Here is a 23,330-nt window from a genome sequence, read left to right as displayed (position 1 = left end):
CTAATGTCTAGTCTTTATTTTTTTATTGAAAAATATCCCAATTTTATATAAACTCATAGCGAACGATTTCACCAAGTGATTTATATATCCTAAAAATCCTTCATAATAATCATCTGAATATAATTTAGTGACATCCATTCCAAATTGTAAGTTAATATTATTTATATAATTAAATTGAATACAAACCATAGATAAAAAATAGATTATGGCTACCATAAATAAAACAAGAAAAATTAAGCCTATTATCATAGATACCCCCCCTGAAAAAATAATTCTATATATTTAAATTTTACTATAAATAGAAGTATATATCATCATGCAAATATATATATATTAATTGTTTAAACGACATTAATATACATATAAGTATAAGAATTATATAAAATATTATTATATATAAAATAATAATTAAATCAATGTAAAGAATGTAAAAAATAGTAATATATTTGTAAAAGAGAGAATAATTTTGAAATGGTACTCTTACTTTTAGATGTTTAATAATAGTAGAATATTTATATTTATAGATTTAATCCTTTGAGCTAGTTAATCTATTGTATATATTCAAAATACTTATATCATAAAGTCTAGTATTTTCAATAACTAAAATTAACTAGTACAACGCGTTATTTAAGTATAAAGTATAGGTATATAAATGTAACTTATATAAGATAGATATTATAATAAGATTTGCAAATAATTAGATTAAATATTACAATAAGATTTGTAAATAATTAGATTAAATATTACGATATAGTTAATAAGAACTAAGAGGTGCAATATGAGTAGATACAAAGATATTTTAACTGTAGAAAAAGATCACTTAGAGGATAAAAAAACTATAAGTGTAGATGAGAGAATAGACAATTTAATCAACTTAAAGACTCTAATAAAAAAACATGAAAATATTTTAAGTATGCAAAAAAAGTACTTAGAGGATAAAAAAACTATAAGTGTAGATGAGAGAATAAAAAATTTAAAAAAATTAAAGAGTACAATAAAGAAATATGAAAATGACATAATAAAAGCATTAGAATTAGATTTAGGAAAACATATATTTGAATCTTATTCTAATGAAGTTGGATTTGTATATAGTAGTATAGACCATACTATAAAAAATATAAAAAAATGGGCAAAAGTTAAAAAAGTTAAAAATGATTTAGCTCAACTTCCAGGAAAGTCATATATTTATAAATGCCATTATGGAAGTGTTTTAATTATAGGACCATATAATTATCCATTCCAATTACTTATAGAACCATTAATAGGTGCTATAGCAGGTGGAAATACAGTTGTTTTAAAGCCATCAGAATACACTGTAAATCTTGAAAAAGTAGTAATTGAAATGATAAAAGATGCATTTAATGAAGAATACATAGCTGTAGTTAGTGGAGATTATCAAGTAAACAGTGCATTATTAGACTTAGAATTTGATTATATATTTTTCACAGGAAGTGTAAATGTAGGAAAAATAGTAATGGAAAAAGCAAGTAAAAACTTAATACCAGTAACCTTAGAGTTGGGAGGTAAATCACCTGTAATAGTTGATAATACGGCTAACTTAAAAATAAGTGCAAAAAGAATTATGTGGGGGAAACTTATAAATGCAGGACAAACTTGTGTAGCACCAGACTATGTACTTGCACATGAAGATATATATGATGATTTGATTAAAGAATTTATAAAAGTAACAAAAGAATTCTACGGTGAAGATATAAAAAATAATAAGGAATTTGGACGTATAGTAAATGATAAACATATGAATAGGCTAAAAGATATTATTGAATATGATAAGAATAAGATAGTATATGGAGGAGAAGTTGATCTTAAAAATAGATTTATATCTCCAACAATACTTAAAAATGTAGACTTAAATGATAAAGTTATGAGTGAAGAACTATTTGGTCCAATACTTCCTGTTATAAAGTATAAGAACATGAAAGATATAAAAAATTATATATCTAAACATAAAAATCCACTAGCTTTATATGTTTTTTCTGAAGATAAAGCTTTTAGTGAAGATGTAATAACTAGGTTTTCATTTGGTGGGGGATGTATAAATGATACTATAAGTCATGTTGCATCTAATTACTTACCTTTTGGAGGAATAGGTTCATCTGGTATAGGTAGTTATCATGGAAAAAATAGTTTTGATACATTTACTCATAGTAAAAGTATTGTTAAAAAGAATACTAAATTAGATATTAAACTAGTATTCCCACCATATAAAAATAGAATAAATATTATAAAGAAAGTTATGAAATAAAAGTACTTAATTTAATATAAAGTGAATCATTTATTAAAAACACTAGAAAAAATGATTGTTAAGAAGTTATTAAAAGCTAATTTCTGTATTGTACAGTAGTTAGCTTTTTTAAATTACACTGACAACATTCGTTATTGTAATAATCTATATAATCTTAAAGATAGTATGTAAATTCTTGGAAGAACCCATTTTAGTAAATGTTTCAAAGGCTAAGCTTATTATGCCAGATAACTCTCCGAAAGAAATAAGACAACTAATATTTAAAGTTAGAAGAATAATAGAAACTAGCTTTTCTCAATTAACAGAACAGTTAAATTTAAGTAATATAAAAAATAAATCAATACTGGGATTTATGAGCTAAAAGAAAAAAATTAGCATTTGCTTAAAATTTACAAATGCTAATCTTTATTAAGAATTGTTTTTTATATAAAATAATCTACTTTATTTGTAAGCTAGTTTTAACTATTACAATAGATTAGGCTATGCTAATCTTATTATTTGCAAGCTAGTTTCAAATCTTAAAAGTGATATTGTTTGATTTGCAAAGAATACGAATAGGTCTAATTGTCCACCTGTTGCACCTGTTTTAACTATTGCTCCATTACTTATTGAAGTATCAGCTACTTGAGCAGATGCAATAGAACCATTTATTCCTAATCCATTAAGTCTTAAGCCTATAGCATAAGGAATACCTGTTTCTGATGTTGCTGTAAATCTAACAAAGAATGTCATATTAGCACCTAAGTTTATAGTACTGTTTCCATTAGTAAATGAGATAGCACCAGAAGGGCTGTTAATTAAGCTAGCATCAAATGGTATTGTATTGCCTTGGCTAATAACTGCTGTATTAGTTACTCTATATATATCAGCATTGTCAGCAACTACATTTGGACCAGCAGGACCTTGAGGACCAGTAGCACCTTGAGCACCAGCAGGACCTTGAGGACCAGTAGCACCTTGAGCACCAGCAGGACCTTGAGGACCAGTAGCACCTTGAGCACCAGCAGGGCCTTGAGGACCAGTAGCACCTTGAACACCAGCAGGACCTTGAGGACCAGTAGCACCTTGAGCGCCAGCAGGGCCTTGAGGACCAGTAGCACCTTGAGCACCAGCAGGACCTTGAGCACCAACAGCACCTTGAGGACCAGCAGGACCTTGAGGACCAACAGGACCTTGAGGACCAGTAGCACCTTTAGGACCTACACAGCATTTACAATGGTTATCGCAACAATCATCACAATGATTGTTACACTTACAACAGTTATCGCAATGATCATTGCATTTACAACAATCGTTAGAATATTTATTAGCTTTGCGAGTATCTACATACTTATAAGAAGCCAAAATAGTTTCCTCCTTTAAAATAATATATAAGTATAGTTAATACTTGTGAGATTAACTATACTTATATATATTCTTTTATGTAGAAAAATGTTACAAAATTAAATAAAAAGGAATAAAAAAGAATATTATGTGTTATCGTAGGTGAATTTGTTATATAAACTTAAAACTTCATTAAACAATTTATATTTAAAGAATATAGATATAAATAATAAAAGAGATTCTCCTGTTTATTAGTAAAGTCTCTTTATTTTAATATACTAAATATTTATTAATTGTCCTTATAATTATAATCTAAGTAATCTACAATTTTATCAAATGAATAGATTAAAGCTATAAAAGTGATAGCTAGATTTTATATTAAGAAAGTTATAAATGTTGCATATGATTAATATAAATAAACAAATTGATTGTAAAATGGGGTGATATTTTGGACAGTCGAGAAAATTATTCTTATGTAGCACAAGTAAATATATGCAAAACTAGTGAATTCTTTAAATACAATATGACATATCCAGTATTAAAGTTATATGATAAATATGTATATCATGATATGTATGATAGACAGATAATTATTAATATAAATAACGAAATATGTGAAGATGTTATGGAATTTAAAAATAGTGTAAAAAAACAAGCTATAGCATATAAAAAACTATATACAGAAAAAATATCAAAAACTGATGAAGATTACTTCAAATATCAATATGAAGTTTATGTAAATAATGAGGTAACGTATGACAGAGATAATATTATAAGTATAGTAATGACAAAATATGAATTTACCGGTGGTGCTCATGGTATGACATATTTAGATGATTATAATTATAATCTATTAACAGGAGATAGATTGATACTAAAGGATATGTTTAAATCAGGAGTTAATTACGATGAAATAATTAATAACTTTATAGCATCAGAAATAAATAATAACCCAGAGATTTATTTTAAAGGTGATGAAGGATTTAAGGGAATTAGTGAAAATCAACCTTTTTATATAGATGAGGATGGCATAGTTATATATTTTGGATTATATGAAATAGCTCCATATTATGTAGGTATACCTAAATTCAAATTGAGATTTGATGAATTTAGTCAATACTTAAATTATAATTAAAATTATGATAAACTATATGTATAAATTATATATTAAGGGGTACGTATTATGATAAAATTAATAGCATCGGATATGGATGGGACATTACTTAATTCAAAAAAACATTTGAGTCCAAGTATACATGATGTTTTAAAAAAACTTAAGAATAAAGATATAATATTTGTAGCAATAAGTGGAAGAGATATATTTTCTCTTAAGGAAATATTTAAAGATGTTGAAGAAGATATAGTATATGCATCAAATAATGGTAATTATATAACTTATAAAAATGAAGTTATATTTGAAAATTATATAGAAAATAATATGGTAGAGAAAGTAGCTAAAATAATAAGAAAAAAAGCTAAACATAACACTATATATTGTGCTAAAGACGCTATATATAGTGAGAGTTTAATACCAGCGATAGTAGGTAGAAAGTGGAATCTTAAGGTAAAGTATACTAGAGATATTGCAAAAGTAGAGGATAAAATATTAAAGATAACTACTTTTGGCAATAAAAAGATTATAAATAGGACGCTAGAAGCTATAAGAGGATTTAATAATAAGCTTATGATAACTAAATCAGGAAGTACTTGTTTTGATATATGCAATTTAGGTGGAACTAAAAAGCAAGGAGTAAATATACTTCAGGAGAAATTTAATGTGGGATATAATGAGACTATGGTATTTGGAGATCATATGAATGATTTAGAAATGATGAGTAGTGCTTATTATAGCTATGCGATGGAGAATGCTGAAGAAGAGGTTAAAAAAAATGCAAGATTTATAGCTGGAACTAATGATGATGATGGTGTTATTAAGGTAATCAAAGAAGTTGCATTTTGTGAAGAAGAATTAAATAGTTATAGCATTTAAAAAGTCTAGAATTATTGTCTAGACTTTTTAAATGTTATGATTATTATTTAATAGTACAATAAATATAAATAAAAATAGTAGTGTTAGATATAATCCATTATAAACATTAGATAACACATTGTATCTAGTAAAAATTATATACACAGAGGATAAAATAATCGTAGCTAAATGGTATTTATTAAGTTTTTTCAAAAAAATCACCTCACCATTTTACAATACATTATATTAATAAATGGAAAGAATGATTATATTAATTATTTATATATTAAGCTTTAAGCTATTTTCTTTAAGATAATTTCTCTTTTCTTTATAGTCTGGAAATATAGTACCTACAAGAGACCAATATTCCTTTGAATGATTCATATGCTTAAGATGGCATAGTTCATGTACTAAAACGTAATCTAAAATATCTAAAGGGGCTAATAATACTTTCCAATTTATATATATGTTTCCTTTAGATGAACAAGTACCCCAAGAAGTTTTTTGTTCTTTTAAAGTTATAGATTCAGGATATAAGTTTAGCTTTTTAGAGTATATAGATATCCTTTCTTTTATTAATTTGCCTCCTTCAGATAGATACAAATTTATAAGAAGCTCTCTTAATTTAATATATTGATCATTACTAGATATATTAAATGGAACTTTAGCTATAAATTTATTTTCTTCAAAAATTAGGGAGCATTTTATTGTGTTTTTTTCCTTATATACATTTAATGTATAGTAATTGCCTAGGTAAGGAATTTTATCTCCGTCTACAAATAAAATAGGAGGATTCTCGGATTCTTTATTTTTAAATTCATTTAGTTTATTTAAAATCCATCTACTTTTAGATATAACTAAATCATGTATAAATTCATTATTAACAGATTTAGGTGAAACAATAGTTACAGCATTTGGATACTTTACTTTTATTGTTATATTTTTTACATTTGATTTTTTATTTATAGAGTAATTTATTATGTTATTTTCAATATTGATTTTATACAAAATGATGTCCTCCACAATGACTTTATTATGTTTTTAGCTATGAAGTTTATTATACTAAAAAGTATTTGTAAAATATAGTATATAAAATACCAAAATATAATTTATTAAGAAGTATTTATACATTTAAAGATTTACTTGAAAATATCCTTTTTTATCAATAAATAATAATATTCCAATTGATACTAATAATATAAATGTAGCTACAATGCCAGCCTCAGGCCCAAATATTCCACCAGTAACAAAGTCACTTCCAACTAAATTTAAATCTATCAAACTTCCAACAGAAACATCTATACCACTAACTTCAAATCCAAATAAATTTCCTTGAGCAAAGTTCCAAGCAGTATGCATACCACAAACAGCCCACAAATCATTAGTTTTTATAACGTAAAATCCGTAAAAAAGTCCAACAAGTATAATATTTATAACAGCTATGTAATTTACATTAGGATTAGATAAATGCATAAGTCCAAATAAAGTAGAGGATATTAATAGCCCAACTCCTATATTGTACTTATTACTTAAGACATTTAGAAGCCATCCTCTTGTAACAATTTCTTCTGTAGCGCCTTGAATAATCCATCCAAATAAAATAACTAAGACACTAGATATAGCAGATACTCCGACAGGTTGAATTGGATTTTTCTCTATAGTTATATATCCAAAGGATAAAAGTATCAAAACTATGATACTCATCATGACTAAACCTATAAAAAAACCAAGTAAATATTTTTTTAACCAATTATTTTTATTTAATCCAATAGATGATAGACTTCTTCTTTCTATAACCTTTACTCTGAAAAATACTAATGATGATATAGTAGCAAAGGTAAGTAAGTTAAGGAACAAGAGTAATAAATTTTGATTATAAAAAAATAAGGGAATTTTTAAAAATATAATATATAAAGGTATAGTTAAAATTTCACCGATAATAGATCCTCCATATAGAAATATTAATGATAAAATTATGGCCCATATAAAATTAGGGTATTTTTTTTGCGAAACCATACTATTTCTCCAATCGTAATATTTGTTTTATAAGATAATTGTAAATAAAGTTTATAAAATATTCTATATATATTTATTATTAAATTAGAACATTATCAAAGTTTTATTAATATAATAAAAAAGAGTAAAAATTTATTCAAGGAGAATTATTATGAGTAATAATTGTTTAGATAAATTTGAATTACTTTTAAAAATACAGGCAGATAGTAAAAAAGATTCTAATATTGAAACGGCTTTAGAGGGATTAATATTAGCTATAAATGAGTTAAATACAATAATGATCAATAGATCAAAGGAACTAGAAATATCAAAAGAAGTTCAATATATAGTTAGAAGTTGTGCAGGACTTAACACCCAAGAAGGCTTATATCTAATAGATGAAGTAAACGAGTTATTAAAAGAAATGATAAGATATGAAGATGAAAGTTTATGTTATGCAAAAAAAGCAGAAATGGTTTTAGCGGACTTAAGAAAAACCAATAACCAAATTATCGATTTATATAAACAATATGTTGATAGTATTAAATTAAGTGATAAAGAAGGGGAACTTTGTGATTGTAAAAAAATATAAATTCTCTTAACTGAACTTAAGTATAATAAAGGTGCCTTTATTAATGATAAAATTACTAAAGGTACTTTTTATTTGTATATAAGTTTTCATGATAGATTGTTAATAATTCATTATAAATGCATTGAATAATTTGTAAATAAATAGTATCATGAATAGGCAACTGTATAAGAATTATATGACCTTTATATTAAAAATTAACATAGAGTAAATTTTTACAGTTCTTAAATTTTAAGAAGGAATAATTATTATATGATAAAAAAAATAAAAATACAAAAACCAAAAATGCCAATTAATTTTAAAGAGTGTAATGATGCCATAACTGAAATATTAGATAATGAAAAATTAGAAGAAGTCATAGTTAAGGATGATAAGATAGAAGGAATTGAAAATTTATGTGTAACTTTAAATTCATGTATATTTAGTAATGTAATTTTTGAATATTGTGATTTTATAAAAATAGATATGACAGATGTTATATTTGAAAATTGTGACTTATCAAATATAAATTTTTCCTATAGTAGTTTATATAGAGTAGAATTTATAAATTGTAAACTAACAGGATGTAACTTTAATGATTCTACTCTAAAAAGTGTAACATTTAAAAATTGTTTAGGAAGATATTCAAATTTTGCCTTTTCAAAGTTCACAGGTGTAAGTATTGAAAATTCAGACTTTAGCTTTGCAGTTTTCCAAGAGATAAAAAATGAAACACTATTATTAGATTCAAATAATTTAACTAAATCAGTATTTAGTGGAACGCCTTTAAATAATGTAGATTTTACTAATAGTGAGATTGATGGTATAGAAGTTAAGATAAATGATATTTTTGGAGGAACTTTTTCAGTAAATCAAGCACTAGATTTAAGTAAATTAATGGGTATTATTGTGAAATAATTTATTAAAATAGGGTATTAATATAAATTATAAATATTTATTATTAAATTATATTATCTTAAAGAAGAAAGGGATTATACTGTTAAAATAGATAAGTAAAAATAAATAACTATATGCCCATAATATTAAGTATAGAAAAACTGCTCCAAGAAAGGATGCAGATATAACTTAGAAATAGATTATAAAACTGGAAGAATTAATATTTTCCAGTTTTTTTAGTTATAAAAATATATTTTTTAGATTATAGCATTTTCAATAATTATAATTAATTATCACAACGATTTAAGTTAAATAAGAGTAAAAATAATAAAGTAGATATAAATTTATTATTTTTACGTATAGTTGATATAACTTATAAGCAAAATATATAAGATTAATATTAAAGGAGAGTTAAGTTATATGAAAAAAGTATTTTCTATTATTTTATTATTAATGATTATATTTATTTCAAGTAATACGGCGACAGCGATACAGCCGCCTCATTATACAAATATATTTTCACAAGGATTGTATTTAGTAAGTGAAGAAAATGGAAGTCTTAAACCTGGGAAGTATGAATTTTCATTAATTACACCTAATGTTGTGTCTTATGTTTATGTTATTGATAAAAATAATATACAGAGATTTTCTAAACGATATAATTCTGAAAATATCGAAAATAAAGGCAAAAATGATGTTTCTTTATTTACAGGAGGAACTTTATTAGAAGGAGATACTGTAATTATTTATGGAAAGGGAGAGATGTATTTCAATCGGATAGAAAATCAAAATTAAACTAAGATACAAGATAAAAAACATCTTAGTTTAAAGGGATTTTAAAATTGGATTATTATAAATTGAAATAAGTAATTTGTATTAAAACTAAGCTATTCAATTAGAGTAGCTTAGTTTTGTGATATAATTAAATTAAGAAAAATTAAAAAATCAAAGGGGAGATAGAATGGGGATTTATTTAGATAATGCAGCAACATCATATCCAAAACCTAATCAAGTAGCAAAATCTATATATGAATTTATGATAAATAATGGTACCAGTTCAGGAAGAGGGTCATATAAAATGGCTATGAAATCAGATTTTTTAGTATATGAAACAAGAAAATTAATAGGGGAATTATTTAATTTTAAAAATCCTAAAAATGTAATATTTACATCAAATATAACAGAATCTATAAACTTAGCATTAAGAGGAATTCTTAAAGAGCATGATCATGTAGTTACAAGTAGCTTAGAACATAATTCAGTTTGGAGATGTTTAAAAACATTAGAAAAAGAAATAAATATAAAAATAACTAAGGTAAGAGCAGATGAATATGGATATACAAATCCAATTGATGTTAAAAATAGCATAAAAGAAAATACAAAGCTTATAGTATTTACTCATGCATCAAATGTATTAGGAACTATACAGCCCATTAAGGAAATAGGAGAAATAGCAAAAGAAAATAATATATTATTTTTAGTTGATACAGCTCAAACAGCAGGAGTTTTAGATATAAATATAAAAGAAAATAATATAGATTTATTAGCATTTACAGGGCATAAAAGTTTATTTGGACCTATGGGGACAGGAGGATTAATAGTAAATTGTGACTATGATATAAATCCACTTAAAGCAGGCGGAACAGGTGGAGATTCAAAATATGAATATCAACCTAATTATTATCCTAATAAATTAGAAACAGGAACTTTAAATGTAAGTGGTATAGTGGGCTTAAGGGAAGCTATAAAATTTATAAATAGTGAAAACATAGAAAAAATACATAAAAAAGAAAAAGAATTAACTTCTTATGCGCTAAAAAAATTAAAAGAAGTAAAAAATATTAAGATTTATGGTCCACAAAATGAAAATGATATTGTTGGAGTTATATCTTTTAACATAGATAATATAAATGCAGAAGAAGTAGCCTATAACCTTGATATGAGATATAATATAATGGTTAGATCTGGCCTTCATTGCTCACCAAATGCACATGAACTTATAGGAACTAAAGATATAGGAGCTGTAAGAATTGGTATTGGATACTTTAATGAATTTGATGATATAGATAAGTTGGTTTATGCATTAAATGATATACAAAATAGTTAAGGGGGAATTAGTTTGTATCTAGAAAGTATTGATTTAAGTTTTATTCAACCATGTACAACAGACTCAAAAAGAATAAGGATAAGGTCTAATTTAAATAAGAATATAAGTGATATATTCCCTTATTTAAACTCATATATAAAAACAGGAATTTATAATAAAAGAGCAAATAATTTTGTTTTTAATAAGGAGCATATAATTATAACTATGTTTGAAAATAGGATAAATGTTGCAAAATTATTAAATGAAACAGAGGCATTTGAAATTTTGGACTACTTAAAGGATTTAATAAATGAGGTAGATGAAAATAGAGACAAAATAATTCCTAATTATGAAACTAGAAAACTTCCAAGTCCAATAGAGATTTATACATATTTACCAAAATTGAATTGTAAAAAGTGTGGATGTGAAACTTGTCTAGCTTTTGCTACAAAATTTGTAAAAGGCGAGATTAGTATAAATAAATGCCTTCATTTAAAAGAAGAGGGAAATGAAAAAAATTTAGAAAAGTTAAAAACTTATGAAGAGCTTGGAATTAATTTTATAGCTTAAATAATATACTAGAAAATTACATTGAAAAATCAAAAAAAGGCGAAGTGATAGATGCGAAAATAAATGAGCTAGCATATAATAAATAGAGTTTATATAATATGCTAAAATGGAGGAGATATATATTAACACTTTAAGCCTTTGTATGATTGTAAAAAATGAAGAAGATGTAATTGGACGTTGTTTAGAATGTGTACGCGATATATTTGATGAAATAATAGTTGTTGATACAGGTTCAGATGATAAAACAAAAGAGATTGTAAAAAAATATACTAAAGGTTTATATTATTTTAAATGGATAGAGGATTTTGCAGCTGCAAGAAATTTTGCATTTTCTAAAGCTACAAAAGATTATATTATGTGGTTAGATGCAGATGATATAATTTTAGATAAAGATAAAGAAAAGATAAAAGAATTAAAAATGAATATGGATAAATCTATAGATATGGTAATGATGAAATATAATACATCATTTGATAGTGATGGAAATGTTACCTTTTCATATTATAGAGAACGGATTTTTAAAAGAAGCAAAAATTTTAGATGGATAGGAGAAATTCATGAGGTAATACCTCTTGAAGGGAACATAATATATTCTGATGCAGCAATATCTCATAAAAAATTAAAGAATAATGATCCTAAAAGAAATTTAAGAATATTTGAAAATATGATTGCAAATGGAAAAGAACTAGATCCTAGGCAACAATTTTACTATGCTAGGGAACTTTATTATAACAAAAGATATAAAGATGCAATAAATATTTTCAATAACTTTTTAGATTCAGGTAAAGGATGGATAGAAAACTGTGTAAATGCATGTCAGGATTTATCATACTGTTATTATGCTATTGGTGATAGTAAAAAGGCTCTTAATGCTTGTTTTAGAAGCTTTGAGTTTGATGAACCAAGAGCTGAAATATGTTGTGATATAGGTAAATATTTTTTAGATAGAGAACAATATAATCAAGCTATATTCTGGTATGAATTAGCATTAACTAGAAAAATAAATGAAACATCAGGTGGATTTATATTATTAGATTGTTATAATTTTACTCCATATATACAACTTTGCTTATGTTATTTTAGAATTGGAGATATAAAAAAATCTAAAGAGTACAATGAAAAAGCAGCTTTTATAAAGCCAAATGACCCTGCGGTTGTATATAATAATAAATTTTTTGCCAGTATATAAGTTTAGCTAACAATATTAAGTATTTAACTTAATACTGTTAGCTATTTTTTATTATCAAATATGTGCATTTAAAAATAAGGTTGTTAGTAAAATTGATATGGATAAATTAAGTTAAGACTTCATTTTGTTCATCGTTAACCATATTTTTAATCCATTTAAATGATTTAAATCTTTTCATCATAAAGAAAACTTTGATAATTTCTTCAACTGCGGCGAACATAACAACAAAGTATATAGGTAACTTAATGATAAAAGCTGCAAAAGCGGCTAAAGGTATACCTATTAACCATAAAGTAAGTCCTTGTAGTATAGAGCCATAAGTAGCATCTCCACCACCTCTTAATATACCAACTATCATAACAGCATTATAAATTTTAAATACCAAAATAAATGCATAAACATACAAGATGTATTCAGATGCTATTTTAACTTCAACTGATACATTAAAGAATGAAACTATGGGCTTAGATAAAAAGGCAAGTACTATAGCCAATAGTATAGAAATCTTAAATGATAATGATGAAATCTTTTTAGAAGCTGATATTGCTTCACTTTCTCTGTTTGCACCTATTTCATTACCTATTATAACAACGGCAGCATTAGCTAGACCAAATGTAACTATCATAAATAAATTCATTACAGTAGAACATATTTGAATAGACGCAGCAGCGCTAGTACCTATCCTTGCGTATATTGCAGTATAAGTTATATTACCCAATGCCCAGCAAGCTTCATTTGCAAGTATAGGTAAAGTAACTTTGTTAAGCGTTATAGACAGTGATTTAGGTAATTCTAACATATCTTTAAATCTTAATTTTAATACATCAACTTTAGTGTAAATGACACCAACAACTATTAAGAACTCAACTATTCTAGCTATTAAAGTAGCAAGAGCAGCTCCTTTTATACCCATCTTAGGGGCACCTAGTAAACCAAATATTAATATTGCATTTAAAACTCCATTAACTATAAGTCCGATAAAACTTCCCAACATAGGAAGACGAGTATTGCCTATACTTCTAAGGCCAGAGGCAAAAGTAAATGTAATAGTAGTAAATAAATAACTTATTACAACTATTTTTAAATAATCAACACCGATTTTAATAACAGTAGGATCATTATTAAATATAGCCATTATCTTATTTGGCATTATAAGTCCTAAAATCATAAATACAATAGTTAAAACTAAACTATAAAATAGTGATCTAGATAAAGTCCTTTTTATATTAATAGTATCTTTTTTACCCCATAGCTGAGCTATTAAAACTCCAGAACCTATTGCTATAGCATTAGTAAGAAGAGAAAATAAGAAATAATATTGGTTTGCTATGCCTACTGATGCAAGTTCTAATTCTCCAATTTTTCCTATCATCATAGTGTCTAACATATTAAGTGATGATGTTATTAAGCTTTGCATTGCGATTGGTAATGTTATTACGAACAAACGAATGTAAAACTCTTTGTCTTTTTTGTAGTTTGACAATGTGTTAGTTATCATTTAGTACCTCCTTAGGAAAATATTTTTATACTATGATAAAAAACACCCACTTGAAGGTTTTTTTAGTGGGTGTTCAACACTTGTATAAGATAAGCTTATACAGAAATATTTAGTTTAAATTATAATTTGTAGAAATTATTTCTAATAAAACATTTAACATTATATTATTAAAATTTAAATATGTCAACTAATATATAGATAAATTATGTGAAATTTTAAAATAAAAATTAAGTTTACACTATAATGATAAAGTAATGACAACGATGTAAAATATACAATCTTTACAGGTAATTATATAGATAATTTTACCAAAATATTATATACTATAATTAATGGGGAATTTGGCAATAAGAAAAATAGATAAGATAAAAAGGTGATTTTTATAATAAAGAAGTCATCTTTTTTTAGTTAAAAAACTTAATATTTGGTTAAGCGGGGGATGAGAAGATGTTTTTAGAAAGTAAAAAGATGTTTTATGAAAATAATGAGGTAGATCCAATAGAAATTTATAAATATTTACCTAAGTTAGATTGTAAAAAGTGTAGATATCAAAGCTGCTTGTCTTTTGCTATAATGTTAGCAAAAGGTGAGGCTAATATAAATAGATGTGCACATCTTAAAGGAAATGAATATAATTTTAAAAAAGTTAAAAGTTATGTAAAAATGCCTTAAGGGTATACTGGGTCTGTAAAAATTATTACGATAATGAACGTTGTATGTGGAATCTAAAAAAGCTGGCTTCTATACAATACAGAAATCAGCTTTTGATAATTTTTTAAATCTATCTTTTTTCTAGTGCCATTGACAAAAGGTTCATTTTATTAATATACTTACTTTTTTATAGGTCAGAGTTTTTGCTTATAGTAGTTTTAAATGTATAATGACAACGAGGACAAGTTAATTCAACATCCATAGAATTATAGCAACCAGTTGTACCATATCCAGTATATGTATTACTAATTTTAATTTCTCCAACTGAAGAATCATTTATAATATTTTCATCAGTTGGAATGTTATTAATAGAAATAAATTCACCGCAATGGGAACAAGTTAAGTCATATTTATTACTTCTTTCCATAGATATCACTCCTTTTATATTATATAATACTTCCTAAGAAATATAATTCTTTAGAAGCTATATAAATCCTTTTTATATAATGTTTTCATACTTTATTATATGAAAATATATAAGATACATACATAACTTAATATAATCTGTTGTGATAGTTATTTTACTAAACAGATTGAAATTACCATATAAAAAAGTATTTTAATTATAAAAATATAGCTTGCTAGAATATAGTATTTTCAGTAAATATATTTAACTAGCACAACGAGCTAATATAGTAATGTTTAATTAATAAAAATAAGTATCACTATTAAACATAATAGTATATAGTAGGTAATATAATTAAGGGTGGAGCTTTACAAAGAGTAAATAAGTGATGCTAGAAGTAGTTAAAAAAGATATAATATATTTAAATCAAGTTGCTAAGGTTAAAAAGTCAGTCTTGGCAGTATAGGAGGTATTTTATGAGAGATGGACATATCCATTCACCTTATTGTCCGCATGGGAGTAGTGACAGTTTTGAACAATATATAAAAAAAGCAATAGAAGTTGGAGTTAAGGTAATGACTTTTACAGAACATTTGCCTCTTCCTAAAAATTTTAACGATCCTTCACCAGAAAATGATAGTGCAATGAGTGAAGAACATTTAATAGCTTATTTTAATGAATTAAAAAAAATTAAGGAAAAATATAAGCATAGTGTTAAAATAAACATAGGTGTTGAAGTTGACTACATAGAGGAATATGAAAAAGAGATAAAAGAAATGCTTGATAAGTATGGTGAATATATAGATGATTCTATATTATCTGTACATATGATAAAAATAAATGATGAATATCATTTAATAGATTATAGCCCAGAAAAATTTGGTGAATTGGTTGACTTGTTAGGTGAAATAGAAAACGTTTACTCTAAATATTATGATACTGTTAAAATGGCTATAAATAGCGATTTAGGAAGATATAAGCCAAAAAGAATAGGTCATTTAAATTTAATTAGAAAGTATAATAAAATTTATCCATATGACTACAGTGGCAACAAAAAATTAGAGGAAATAGTAAGAATTGTAAAATCTAAAGACTATGAATTAGATTTTAATGTATCAGGATATAGAAAGCCATATTGTGATGAAGCTTATATTGATGGTTATTTATTAAAACTTGTTAGAGATTATAGTGTTAAAACGATTTTTGGTTCAGACTCACACACACATGATACTGTTGGGTATAAAATGAAAGAATATAACAGATTAATGGAAGAACTGCAATTTTAATAACAAATTTTAGAGCATATAAAATAAAGGAGTTGCTTAAAAAGACAACTCCTTTATTTTATGCCTAGTTTCTTTATAAATTGTGATTCCTTCGTTTTGATGTTTTCCTTATGTTTTATATTATTGTGCTTTCTTTTGTTTTTGTTCCTCAGATTATAGATCTCTAAATATTAATTGTTTGTATTATTTGTTCTATAAAACTTATATCCATATGTACTGTTTCACTACGTATGGGTTTATATTAAGTTATTTTTGCATTCCCGTAAACAGTACTTTAATAATTAGAGGCATTAATAGTTAAATAATAGCTATTAATTTGATAGAATGTAAATATAAAATAACATTAAAATAAATATTTTAATATATTATAGATAGAATATAGTTTAATTACAATTATAATGAGTGAGGTAAATATGTATATAGACTTTCATAATCATATAGATTTTTATAAAGATGAAGAAATAGATAATGTGATAAATTGTATAAATTCAAATAAGATAATGACAATAGCATGTTCAATGGATGAAGAAAGCTATTTAAATAATATAGAAATTTCTAAAAAAAGTGATTACATAGTGCCTATATTTGGTATACATCCATGGAGGGTAACAAATAATATAGACTTAGATAAGTTTGAAGAATATATTAAAAATACGCCATTAATAGGGGAAATAGGACTAGATTTTCATTGGGTAGAAGATAAAGATACATATCCGTATCAAATAAAAGTATTTGAATATTTCTTACAGTGTGCAAAAAAATATAATAAATATATAAACGTACACACTAAAGGATGTGAAGAATTAATACTGAACCTACTTAGAAAATATGATGTATCATCTCAAACTATAATACATTGGTATTCTGGTGGTAAAGATATACTAAAACAATTAATAGATGCAAAATGCTATTTCACAGGAAGTGTTGATTTAGGATATATAAATCATTCTAAAGAGATAATAAAAGAAATACCAGCAAATAAATTACTTGCAGAAACTGATGGTCCAACAGCTCTTCAGTGGGTAAATGGAGTTTATGGAATTCCGGATGAAATAAAAAATGTATATGAAAATATATGCGCAATAAAGAAATTAGACCTTGAAGAATTTAAATTAAATTCTCAAATTACTATGACAAATATTATCAAGAATAAATAAATTTGTAAAAAATTATTTGATATTAAAAAAATATCTGATACAATCATAGTATAAAACATAATATGCAGGGGAGCTAGCTTGCTGAGAGGAGATATTAGGTCTCGACCCTTTAACCTGATTTGGATAATGCCAACGTAGGGAACGTATTAATTATATTGTTAATTTATATATGATTATAATAAAGGAGCTACCTCTATATTTTTAGAATTTTAAGAATTCTATTTAGAGGTAAGCTCCTTTCTTTATTATAAATTTAATAAAATAATATGCTAAGGTTAAAATAAGATTTATTCTTATTTATATAAAAATAAAAAGATAGGAGATAAAAAATGATAATAGCAGATATTGCAGTAGTACCATTAAGACCTTATAAAGGTGAAGATGAAATGTATAAAGTAGTAGATGCATGTATAGAAATAATACAAAATAGTGGATTAAAGTATGAAATAGGTGCTATGAGTACAACCGTAGAAGGGGAGTTTGATGAAGTATTTGAAATAATAAAAACAGTACATAAACTACCTTTTGAATTAGGATGTGAAAGAGTTATAACAACTATTAGGATAGACGAAAAGTTCGGAGGGTTAACAATAAATGACAAACTTAAAAATCACAGACAAGTTTAAAGACTCTCTTTATCCAATATTAACTTTTCTAGCTATAATAATAATTTGGCAGGTTATTGTTGAAATTAAAGATATTCCACAATATATACTTCCAACACCAATAGATATAATAAAAGTATTTATAACTGATTATCAAAATTTATTTGATAATACATTGGTAACGTTGTATGAAACTATTTTAGGATTTATATTAGCTTTAGTAGTGGCACTTACATTAGGAATTATCATGGATTTTGTAAGTGTAATAAGAAAATGCTTATATCCTATATTAGTTGTTTCTCAAACTATACCAACAATAACTATAGCACCACTTTTAATTATTTGGTTTGGTTTTGAAGCATTACCTAAAATTTTAATGGTTGCATTAGCTTGTTTTTTCCCAATACTTATAAGTTTTGTGGATGGGTTAGAAAATATAGATAAAGATTATTTAAACTTATTTAAAACTATGAAAAGTAGCAAACTACAAACTTTTATACACTTAAAATTACCTATGTCAATGGATAAATTATTTTCGGGAATTAAAATATCAGTTACATATATGGTAGTTGCTGCAACAGTTGCAGAGTGGTTAGGAGGAACACAGGGACTAGGGGTATATATGGTAAGAGCAAAAAGTGCATATGCATTAGATAAAGTATTTGCATCTACTATAATAGTCGTTGTACTTAGCTTAATATTTGTAGGACTTGTTAATATAGCTAAAAAAATAATTATAAAACATAAATAAGGAGAATGAGATGAAATTAAAAAAAATTGTATCATTAGGGTTAATAAGTACACTTAGTTTAAGTATACTTTCAGGATGTTCTAAAAAAGAGGATAAAAGTAGTGAAGGTTTACAAGATGTAACTATGGTGCTAGATTGGACACCAAATACTAACCATACAGGATTATATGTTGCACTTGAAAATGGATATTTTAAAGATGAAGGATTAAATGTAAAAATAGTACAGCCTTTAGAAGGTTCAGCTGCAACACTAGTTGCAACAGGAAAAGCTGATTTTGGTATTAGTTATCAAGAAGAGGTTACATATGCTAAAACAAGTGAAGATCCACTTCCAATAAAAGCAGTAGCAACAGTAATACAACATAATACTTCAGGTTTTGCATCACCTAAATCTAAAAATATAACTTCACCTAAAGATTTTGAAGGAAAAACTTACGGTGGTTGGGGTTCACCATCAGAGAATGCTATACTTGATGCCGTTATGAAAAAGGAAAATAAAGATTTTTCAAAATTAAAAGTATTAGATGTTGGAGAAGATGATTTCTTTACAGCAATGAATAAAAATGTAGATATGATGTGGATATTTGAAGGATGGACAGGAATAGAAGCTAAACAAAGAGGAATAGAGTTAAACTACATACCACTTAAAGATTTAGATGAAAGATTAGATTACTATACTCCAGTTATAATATCTAATGAAAAGTTATTAAATGAAAATCCAGAGTTAGCTAAGAAGTTTTTAAATGCAACATCTAAAGGATATAATTATGCAGTTAAAAATCCAGAAGAAGCAGCAAAGATATTAGTTAAACATGCACCAGAAATAGATGAAAACTTAGCAATAGAAAGTCAAAAGTATTTAGCTAAAGAATATATATCTGATGCTAAATATTGGGGAGAGATGAAGGACAGTGTATGGAACAATTATACACAATTCTTAAAGGAATATAATTTAATAGAAAAGGATTTAAAAGCAAGTGATGCATATACAAATGAATTCTTACCACAATAAAGAAAAATTAATTTTAAGTAATGTTAGTAAAAGCTACAATAATACTTTAGTTTTAGAAGATATAAATATAAAAGTGAATGAAGGGGAATTAGTAACAATATTAGGCCCAAGTGGAAGTGGTAAAAGTACTATATTTAATATAATCACAAATCTTACTCAAAAGGATAATGGAAGTGTTTATATAGATGGTAAAATAAGTTATATGCAACAAAAAGATTTATTAATACCATACAAAACTATTATAGATAATGTAAGTTTGCCTTTAATATTAAGTAAAGAAAATAAGAAAAGTGCACAAGAAATTGTTAGACCATATTTTAAAGAATTTGGGCTTGAAGGTTATGAAGATAAATATCCAAGTGAACTTTCAGGTGGTATGAAACAAAGGGCTAATTTTTTAAGAACATTTATAAATAGTAATGATTTAATGTTACTTGATGAACCTTTTGGAGCACTTGATTCTATAACAAAGGCTAATATGCAAAAATGGTTACTTAATGTTAGAAAAAAGTTTAATTCAACTATAATTCTTATAACTCATGATATAGAAGAAGCTATAACTTTATCTGATAGAATATACTTAATTTCACAAAAGCCATCTAGTATAAAGGCTGAGTTTATTTTAGAAGATAAACATAAATATGAATTTGGAAGTAATGATTATATAAAATTAAAAAAGGATATAATAAGTTTATTGTAATCTAGTGGAAATTAAATAATAGAGATGTTTAAAGTACTTATTTAAGTATTTTAAATATCTCTATTTTGTTATATATAATAAATATCTATTTATATATTCAATAGGTTTACAATAATAAAATTATATAATCTATAATATTGTAAATAAAAAAATATATATGATTAATATTCTTACTTAGATAAGGTATATTTAATAAGTAACTATGTAAATTATAGAATTAATGGCTAAATACTTATTAGTAAGAAATTATTAATTAACTCGTTATGCAAGTTAATTATAATTATTGAAAATGCTAGAGTTTAAAAAATATATTTTGATAACTAAAAAAACTTATATAGTAATTTCAATGTGCCTGGCAAAATAACTAGCACAATAGATTAATTATATGAATTAATGTACCTTAAATCAAAAAATGTTAAAGTTAGCATATTATAGGCAAAGTTGTTAAACATATTACTAATATAAAAAATATAAAAGAGGTATTTTATGTTTAAAAAAAGACTGACGAGATTGTTAACAATAATATTAATAAGTAGCATATTAGTAATAAATGGAGAGGAGAATAAACTAGATACCCTTATATTAGGAGGTAGTTACTTAGAAGAACCTAAGATAGAAGAAGATATTAGAGTTGAGAATGAAAATAATATCTATAGTTTAGAAAGATTTTTTAGACCATCAAATATGACTATATTAAATACTAAAAGAAATATATTAAGTATTAACGACTATGATAAAAGTTCATCTAATATTAAGATTAACAAAGAATTATTAAAAACTCCTAAAGACACTATAATAAATTATTTTAGTATATTAAGAGAAGCTGCAAATCCGTTGTATAATAATCAAACTGGATGTGGTACATTGGGTGAAGCTAGTGGTCCGTATACTTTAGCATATAATTTTTTATCTAAATCATATAAAGAGAAAGTACCATACAAAGAATACTTTATGTCTTTTGAAAATCAATTACACATAAACTTAATTAAATTAAATGAAGTACCACCAGATAAAAATAGACCTAATGATATAAAGTATTTTGTAGAGCTAGAAGTTATAGAGGGAACAGATAAACCAAAAGGTGTGTTTGCATATTATTATGGATATATTTATTTGGAAAAAGAAGATGATGTATATAAAATAAAAGATATGATGTATGCACCAGAAAACTATTTATGTGCTCCTTATCATGGATGGTCATGGGATGCAAAATCTCTTGTTGAAATTGAATATGGTGGATGGTGTTCATTAGTAGATGGAGAGGTTATTGTAAAAGATGATGGTTATGAAAGAAAAGTATATTTCAAAGATAAAGATAAGAACGAGCATTATGTACTTTTTTACCAGTTAACAAATGGTGTAGATATAAAAATAGCAGATTATAAAAAAAATAAAGATGGAAAATGGGAACATATATATATTGATACTAAAAAGTGCTTAGAAAATAAAAAATAATCCATAAGAAAGTTATGTATAGGATATATTTAAATAACATATATATTAACATGAATAATTAGATATGTTTAATATATAAGATTTTAAGGGAGTGTGGGTAATGGAATATATCGAAGGTTTTGCTAATAATAAAGGAGTAAATATATACTATATAGATAATGGAGTAAAAGATTCAAAGAAAACACCATTATTAATATGCCCTGGATTATCCGAGTGTGCAAAGGATTATATAAAGCTTATAAATAAAATAACTGATAGAAGATGTGTAGCATTATCTTTTAGAGGAAGAGGTATAAGTGATTCTCCAAATACTGGATATACATTAGAAGATCATATAGAAGATATAAAGGTAGTAATAAAAAAATTAGATTTAAAAGAGTTTTGTATTTTAGGTATATCAAGAGGAGTATCTTATGAATTAGGTTATTCAGTTTTAAAGCCAGATACACTTAAAGGAATTATAATAAGTGAATATCCACCACAACATAAAGAGATGTCTAATGGATGGGCAGAAGAATCTATAGAAATTTATAATTGTCATTGTGATTGTGTTTCTATAAGTTATGAAGTATTAAAAAAAATAGAAGATGAATCAGAACAAGTTGATTTTAGAGAAGATTTGAAAAAAATTACTTGCCCATCGCTTATAATAAAAGGTAAGCTAGAAGATAGTTTATTAAGTGATGAAGATATAGCAGATTATATAAATAATCTAAGCAGTCAAAGTATACTTATTAAAAGGTTTGATAATGTAGGTCATAATATACAAAGTGAAGAGTTTGAACGACTAGCAAAATCAGTTGAGGAATTTTTAATATCTATAGATTAAATAAAAGTTTTTAATAAATTAAAAATAATGATAAATTTAAAAGCCTATAATCAATTATAGTAGAAAATTTAGTACTCTTTAAGTTTTATTTAAGGTAATGATGGTACTATATCATAATTA

General features: G+C 25.2%; 25 protein-coding genes, 2 pseudogenes and 1 riboswitch. Of the genes and pseudogenes, 20 read left to right on the top strand and 7 right to left on the bottom strand.

The window, feature by feature from the left end; genetic code table 11:
- Positions 1 to 249 (bottom strand): hypothetical protein, encoded by a 249-nt coding sequence (locus CRIB_RS06880; RefSeq protein ID WP_180701655.1) that lies wholly within the window; start codon positions 247 to 249, stop codon positions 1 to 3.
- A 529-nt stretch (positions 250 to 778) separates the two neighbouring features.
- Between CRIB_RS06880 and CRIB_RS06875 the strand changes: the two genes are divergently transcribed.
- Positions 779 to 2,263, top strand: coding sequence for an aldehyde dehydrogenase family protein (locus CRIB_RS06875; RefSeq protein ID WP_330404828.1), 1,485 nt, complete (start codon positions 779 to 781; stop codon positions 2,261 to 2,263).
- 76 nt (positions 2,264 to 2,339) lie between these two features.
- Here CRIB_RS06875 and CRIB_RS12845 read toward each other — a convergent pair whose 3' ends face one another.
- Positions 2,340 to 2,411, bottom strand: a complete 72-nt coding sequence (locus CRIB_RS12845; RefSeq protein ID WP_180703689.1) for an IS3 family transposase — start codon at positions 2,409 to 2,411, stop codon at positions 2,340 to 2,342.
- Positions 2,412 to 2,498: 87 nt separating this feature from the next.
- Between CRIB_RS12845 and CRIB_RS06865 the strand changes: the two are divergent.
- Positions 2,499 to 2,621, top strand: a pseudogene (locus CRIB_RS06865) (IS982 family transposase); the annotation flags it as partial.
- Between the two features lie 122 nt (positions 2,622 to 2,743).
- Here CRIB_RS06865 and CRIB_RS12735 read toward each other — a convergent pair.
- Positions 2,744 to 3,607 (bottom strand): hypothetical protein, encoded by an 864-nt coding sequence (locus CRIB_RS12735; RefSeq protein ID WP_279386146.1) that lies wholly within the window; start codon positions 3,605 to 3,607, stop codon positions 2,744 to 2,746.
- A 427-nt stretch (positions 3,608 to 4,034) separates the two neighbouring features.
- Between CRIB_RS12735 and CRIB_RS06855 the strand changes: the two genes are divergently transcribed.
- The gene (locus CRIB_RS06855) at positions 4,035 to 4,721 is read left to right on the top strand and encodes a DUF3298 and DUF4163 domain-containing protein (RefSeq protein WP_180701653.1); all 687 of its coding nucleotides are present in this window, start codon (positions 4,035 to 4,037) and stop codon (positions 4,719 to 4,721) included.
- Between the two features lie 48 nt (positions 4,722 to 4,769).
- Complete coding sequence (locus CRIB_RS06850) at positions 4,770 to 5,576, top strand: HAD family hydrolase (RefSeq protein WP_180701652.1); 807 nt, start codon at positions 4,770 to 4,772, stop codon at positions 5,574 to 5,576.
- A 258-nt stretch (positions 5,577 to 5,834) separates the two neighbouring features.
- On the opposite strand, the gene CRIB_RS06845 is transcribed toward CRIB_RS06850, so the two are convergent.
- Positions 5,835 to 6,563 (bottom strand): M48 family metallopeptidase, encoded by a 729-nt coding sequence (locus CRIB_RS06845; protein WP_180701651.1) that lies wholly within the window; start codon positions 6,561 to 6,563, stop codon positions 5,835 to 5,837.
- A 123-nt stretch (positions 6,564 to 6,686) separates the two neighbouring features.
- On the bottom strand, positions 6,687 to 7,571 hold the full coding sequence (locus CRIB_RS06840; RefSeq protein ID WP_180701650.1) for a CPBP family intramembrane glutamic endopeptidase: 885 nt from the start codon (positions 7,569 to 7,571) through the stop codon (positions 6,687 to 6,689).
- 151 nt (positions 7,572 to 7,722) lie between these two features.
- On the opposite strand from CRIB_RS06840, the gene CRIB_RS06835 reads away from it, so the two are divergent.
- The 6 genes from CRIB_RS06835 (at position 7,723) to CRIB_RS06810 (ending at position 12,860) form a co-directional block, all read left to right on the top strand.
- A complete protein-coding gene (locus tag CRIB_RS06835; protein ID WP_180701649.1) occupies positions 7,723 to 8,142 on the top strand; it encodes a hypothetical protein in 420 nt (139 codons plus the stop codon).
- Between the two features lie 249 nt (positions 8,143 to 8,391).
- Entirely contained in the window at positions 8,392 to 9,036 is a 645-nt protein-coding gene (locus CRIB_RS06830; RefSeq protein WP_180701648.1) for a pentapeptide repeat-containing protein, read from the top strand.
- A 399-nt stretch (positions 9,037 to 9,435) separates the two neighbouring features.
- Positions 9,436 to 9,810 (top strand): hypothetical protein, encoded by a 375-nt coding sequence (locus CRIB_RS06825; protein ID WP_180701647.1) that lies wholly within the window; start codon positions 9,436 to 9,438, stop codon positions 9,808 to 9,810.
- Positions 9,811 to 9,976: 166 nt separating this feature from the next.
- Positions 9,977 to 11,122 (top strand): aminotransferase class V-fold PLP-dependent enzyme, encoded by a 1,146-nt coding sequence (locus CRIB_RS06820; RefSeq protein WP_180701646.1) that lies wholly within the window; start codon positions 9,977 to 9,979, stop codon positions 11,120 to 11,122.
- Positions 11,123 to 11,134: 12 nt separating this feature from the next.
- Positions 11,135 to 11,671 carry a (Fe-S)-binding protein gene (locus CRIB_RS06815; RefSeq protein WP_180701645.1) on the top strand — a complete coding sequence of 179 codons (537 nt, stop codon included), beginning with the start codon at positions 11,135 to 11,137 and terminating at the stop codon, positions 11,669 to 11,671.
- A 142-nt stretch (positions 11,672 to 11,813) separates the two neighbouring features.
- Entirely contained in the window at positions 11,814 to 12,860 is a 1,047-nt protein-coding gene (locus CRIB_RS06810; RefSeq protein ID WP_330404826.1) for a glycosyltransferase family 2 protein, read from the top strand.
- Positions 12,861 to 12,966: 106 nt separating this feature from the next.
- On the opposite strand, the gene CRIB_RS06805 is transcribed toward CRIB_RS06810, so the two are convergent.
- Positions 12,967 to 14,358: an MATE family efflux transporter gene (locus CRIB_RS06805; protein ID WP_180701644.1), complete on the bottom strand. Its 1,392-nt coding sequence runs from the start codon at positions 14,356 to 14,358 to the stop codon at positions 12,967 to 12,969.
- A gap of 447 nt (positions 14,359 to 14,805) precedes the next feature.
- Here CRIB_RS06805 and CRIB_RS06800 point away from each other — a divergent pair, with 447 nt between their 5' ends.
- Together CRIB_RS06800 and CRIB_RS12840 are read left to right on the top strand one after the other, a co-directional pair.
- On the top strand, positions 14,806 to 15,030 hold the full coding sequence (locus CRIB_RS06800; protein WP_180701643.1) for a (Fe-S)-binding protein: 225 nt from the start codon (positions 14,806 to 14,808) through the stop codon (positions 15,028 to 15,030).
- A gap of 29 nt (positions 15,031 to 15,059) precedes the next feature.
- Positions 15,060 to 15,137 (top strand): annotated as a pseudogene (locus CRIB_RS12840) (hypothetical protein); the annotation flags it as partial.
- Between the two features lie 59 nt (positions 15,138 to 15,196).
- Here CRIB_RS12840 and CRIB_RS06795 read toward each other — a convergent pair.
- Positions 15,197 to 15,436: a hypothetical protein gene (locus tag CRIB_RS06795; RefSeq protein ID WP_180701642.1), complete on the bottom strand. Its 240-nt coding sequence runs from the start codon at positions 15,434 to 15,436 to the stop codon at positions 15,197 to 15,199.
- 455 nt (positions 15,437 to 15,891) lie between these two features.
- Here CRIB_RS06795 and hisJ point away from each other — a divergent pair, with 455 nt between their 5' ends.
- From hisJ to CRIB_RS06755, 8 genes are all read left to right on the top strand, one after another.
- Positions 15,892 to 16,701, top strand: coding sequence for a histidinol-phosphatase HisJ (gene hisJ / locus CRIB_RS06790; protein ID WP_180701641.1), 810 nt, complete (start codon positions 15,892 to 15,894; stop codon positions 16,699 to 16,701).
- A gap of 413 nt (positions 16,702 to 17,114) precedes the next feature.
- Complete coding sequence (locus CRIB_RS06785) at positions 17,115 to 17,858, top strand: TatD family hydrolase (RefSeq protein WP_180701640.1); 744 nt, start codon at positions 17,115 to 17,117, stop codon at positions 17,856 to 17,858.
- 56 nt (positions 17,859 to 17,914) lie between these two features.
- Positions 17,915 to 18,016: riboswitch (TPP riboswitch) on the top strand.
- 171 nt (positions 18,017 to 18,187) lie between these two features.
- Positions 18,188 to 18,484, top strand: a complete 297-nt coding sequence (locus CRIB_RS06780; protein ID WP_180701639.1) for an MTH1187 family thiamine-binding protein — start codon at positions 18,188 to 18,190, stop codon at positions 18,482 to 18,484.
- Complete coding sequence (locus CRIB_RS06775; protein WP_180701638.1) at positions 18,453 to 19,214, top strand: ABC transporter permease; 762 nt, start codon at positions 18,453 to 18,455, stop codon at positions 19,212 to 19,214. Before CRIB_RS06780 ends, CRIB_RS06775 begins: the two co-directional genes overlap by 32 nt.
- Positions 19,215 to 19,224: 10 nt before the next feature.
- Complete coding sequence (locus CRIB_RS06770; RefSeq protein ID WP_180701637.1) at positions 19,225 to 20,226, top strand: ABC transporter substrate-binding protein; 1,002 nt, start codon at positions 19,225 to 19,227, stop codon at positions 20,224 to 20,226.
- Positions 20,195 to 20,926 (top strand): ABC transporter ATP-binding protein, encoded by a 732-nt coding sequence (locus CRIB_RS06765; RefSeq protein ID WP_243633598.1) that lies wholly within the window; start codon positions 20,195 to 20,197, stop codon positions 20,924 to 20,926. The genes CRIB_RS06770 and CRIB_RS06765 overlap by 32 nt, the downstream gene beginning before the upstream one ends.
- A 486-nt stretch (positions 20,927 to 21,412) precedes the next feature.
- Positions 21,413 to 22,381: a hypothetical protein gene (locus tag CRIB_RS06760; RefSeq protein WP_180701636.1), complete on the top strand. Its 969-nt coding sequence runs from the start codon at positions 21,413 to 21,415 to the stop codon at positions 22,379 to 22,381.
- Between the two features lie 100 nt (positions 22,382 to 22,481).
- Positions 22,482 to 23,210 (top strand): alpha/beta fold hydrolase, encoded by a 729-nt coding sequence (locus CRIB_RS06755; protein ID WP_180701635.1) that lies wholly within the window; start codon positions 22,482 to 22,484, stop codon positions 23,208 to 23,210.
- Positions 23,211 to 23,330 lie beyond the last annotated feature (120 nt).

Origin of the sequence: Romboutsia ilealis (assembly GCF_900015215.1) — a bacterium.
Classification (GTDB): Bacteria; Bacillota; Clostridia; order Peptostreptococcales; family Peptostreptococcaceae; genus Romboutsia; species Romboutsia ilealis.
This window is presented reverse-complemented; position numbering and strand designations above follow the sequence as displayed.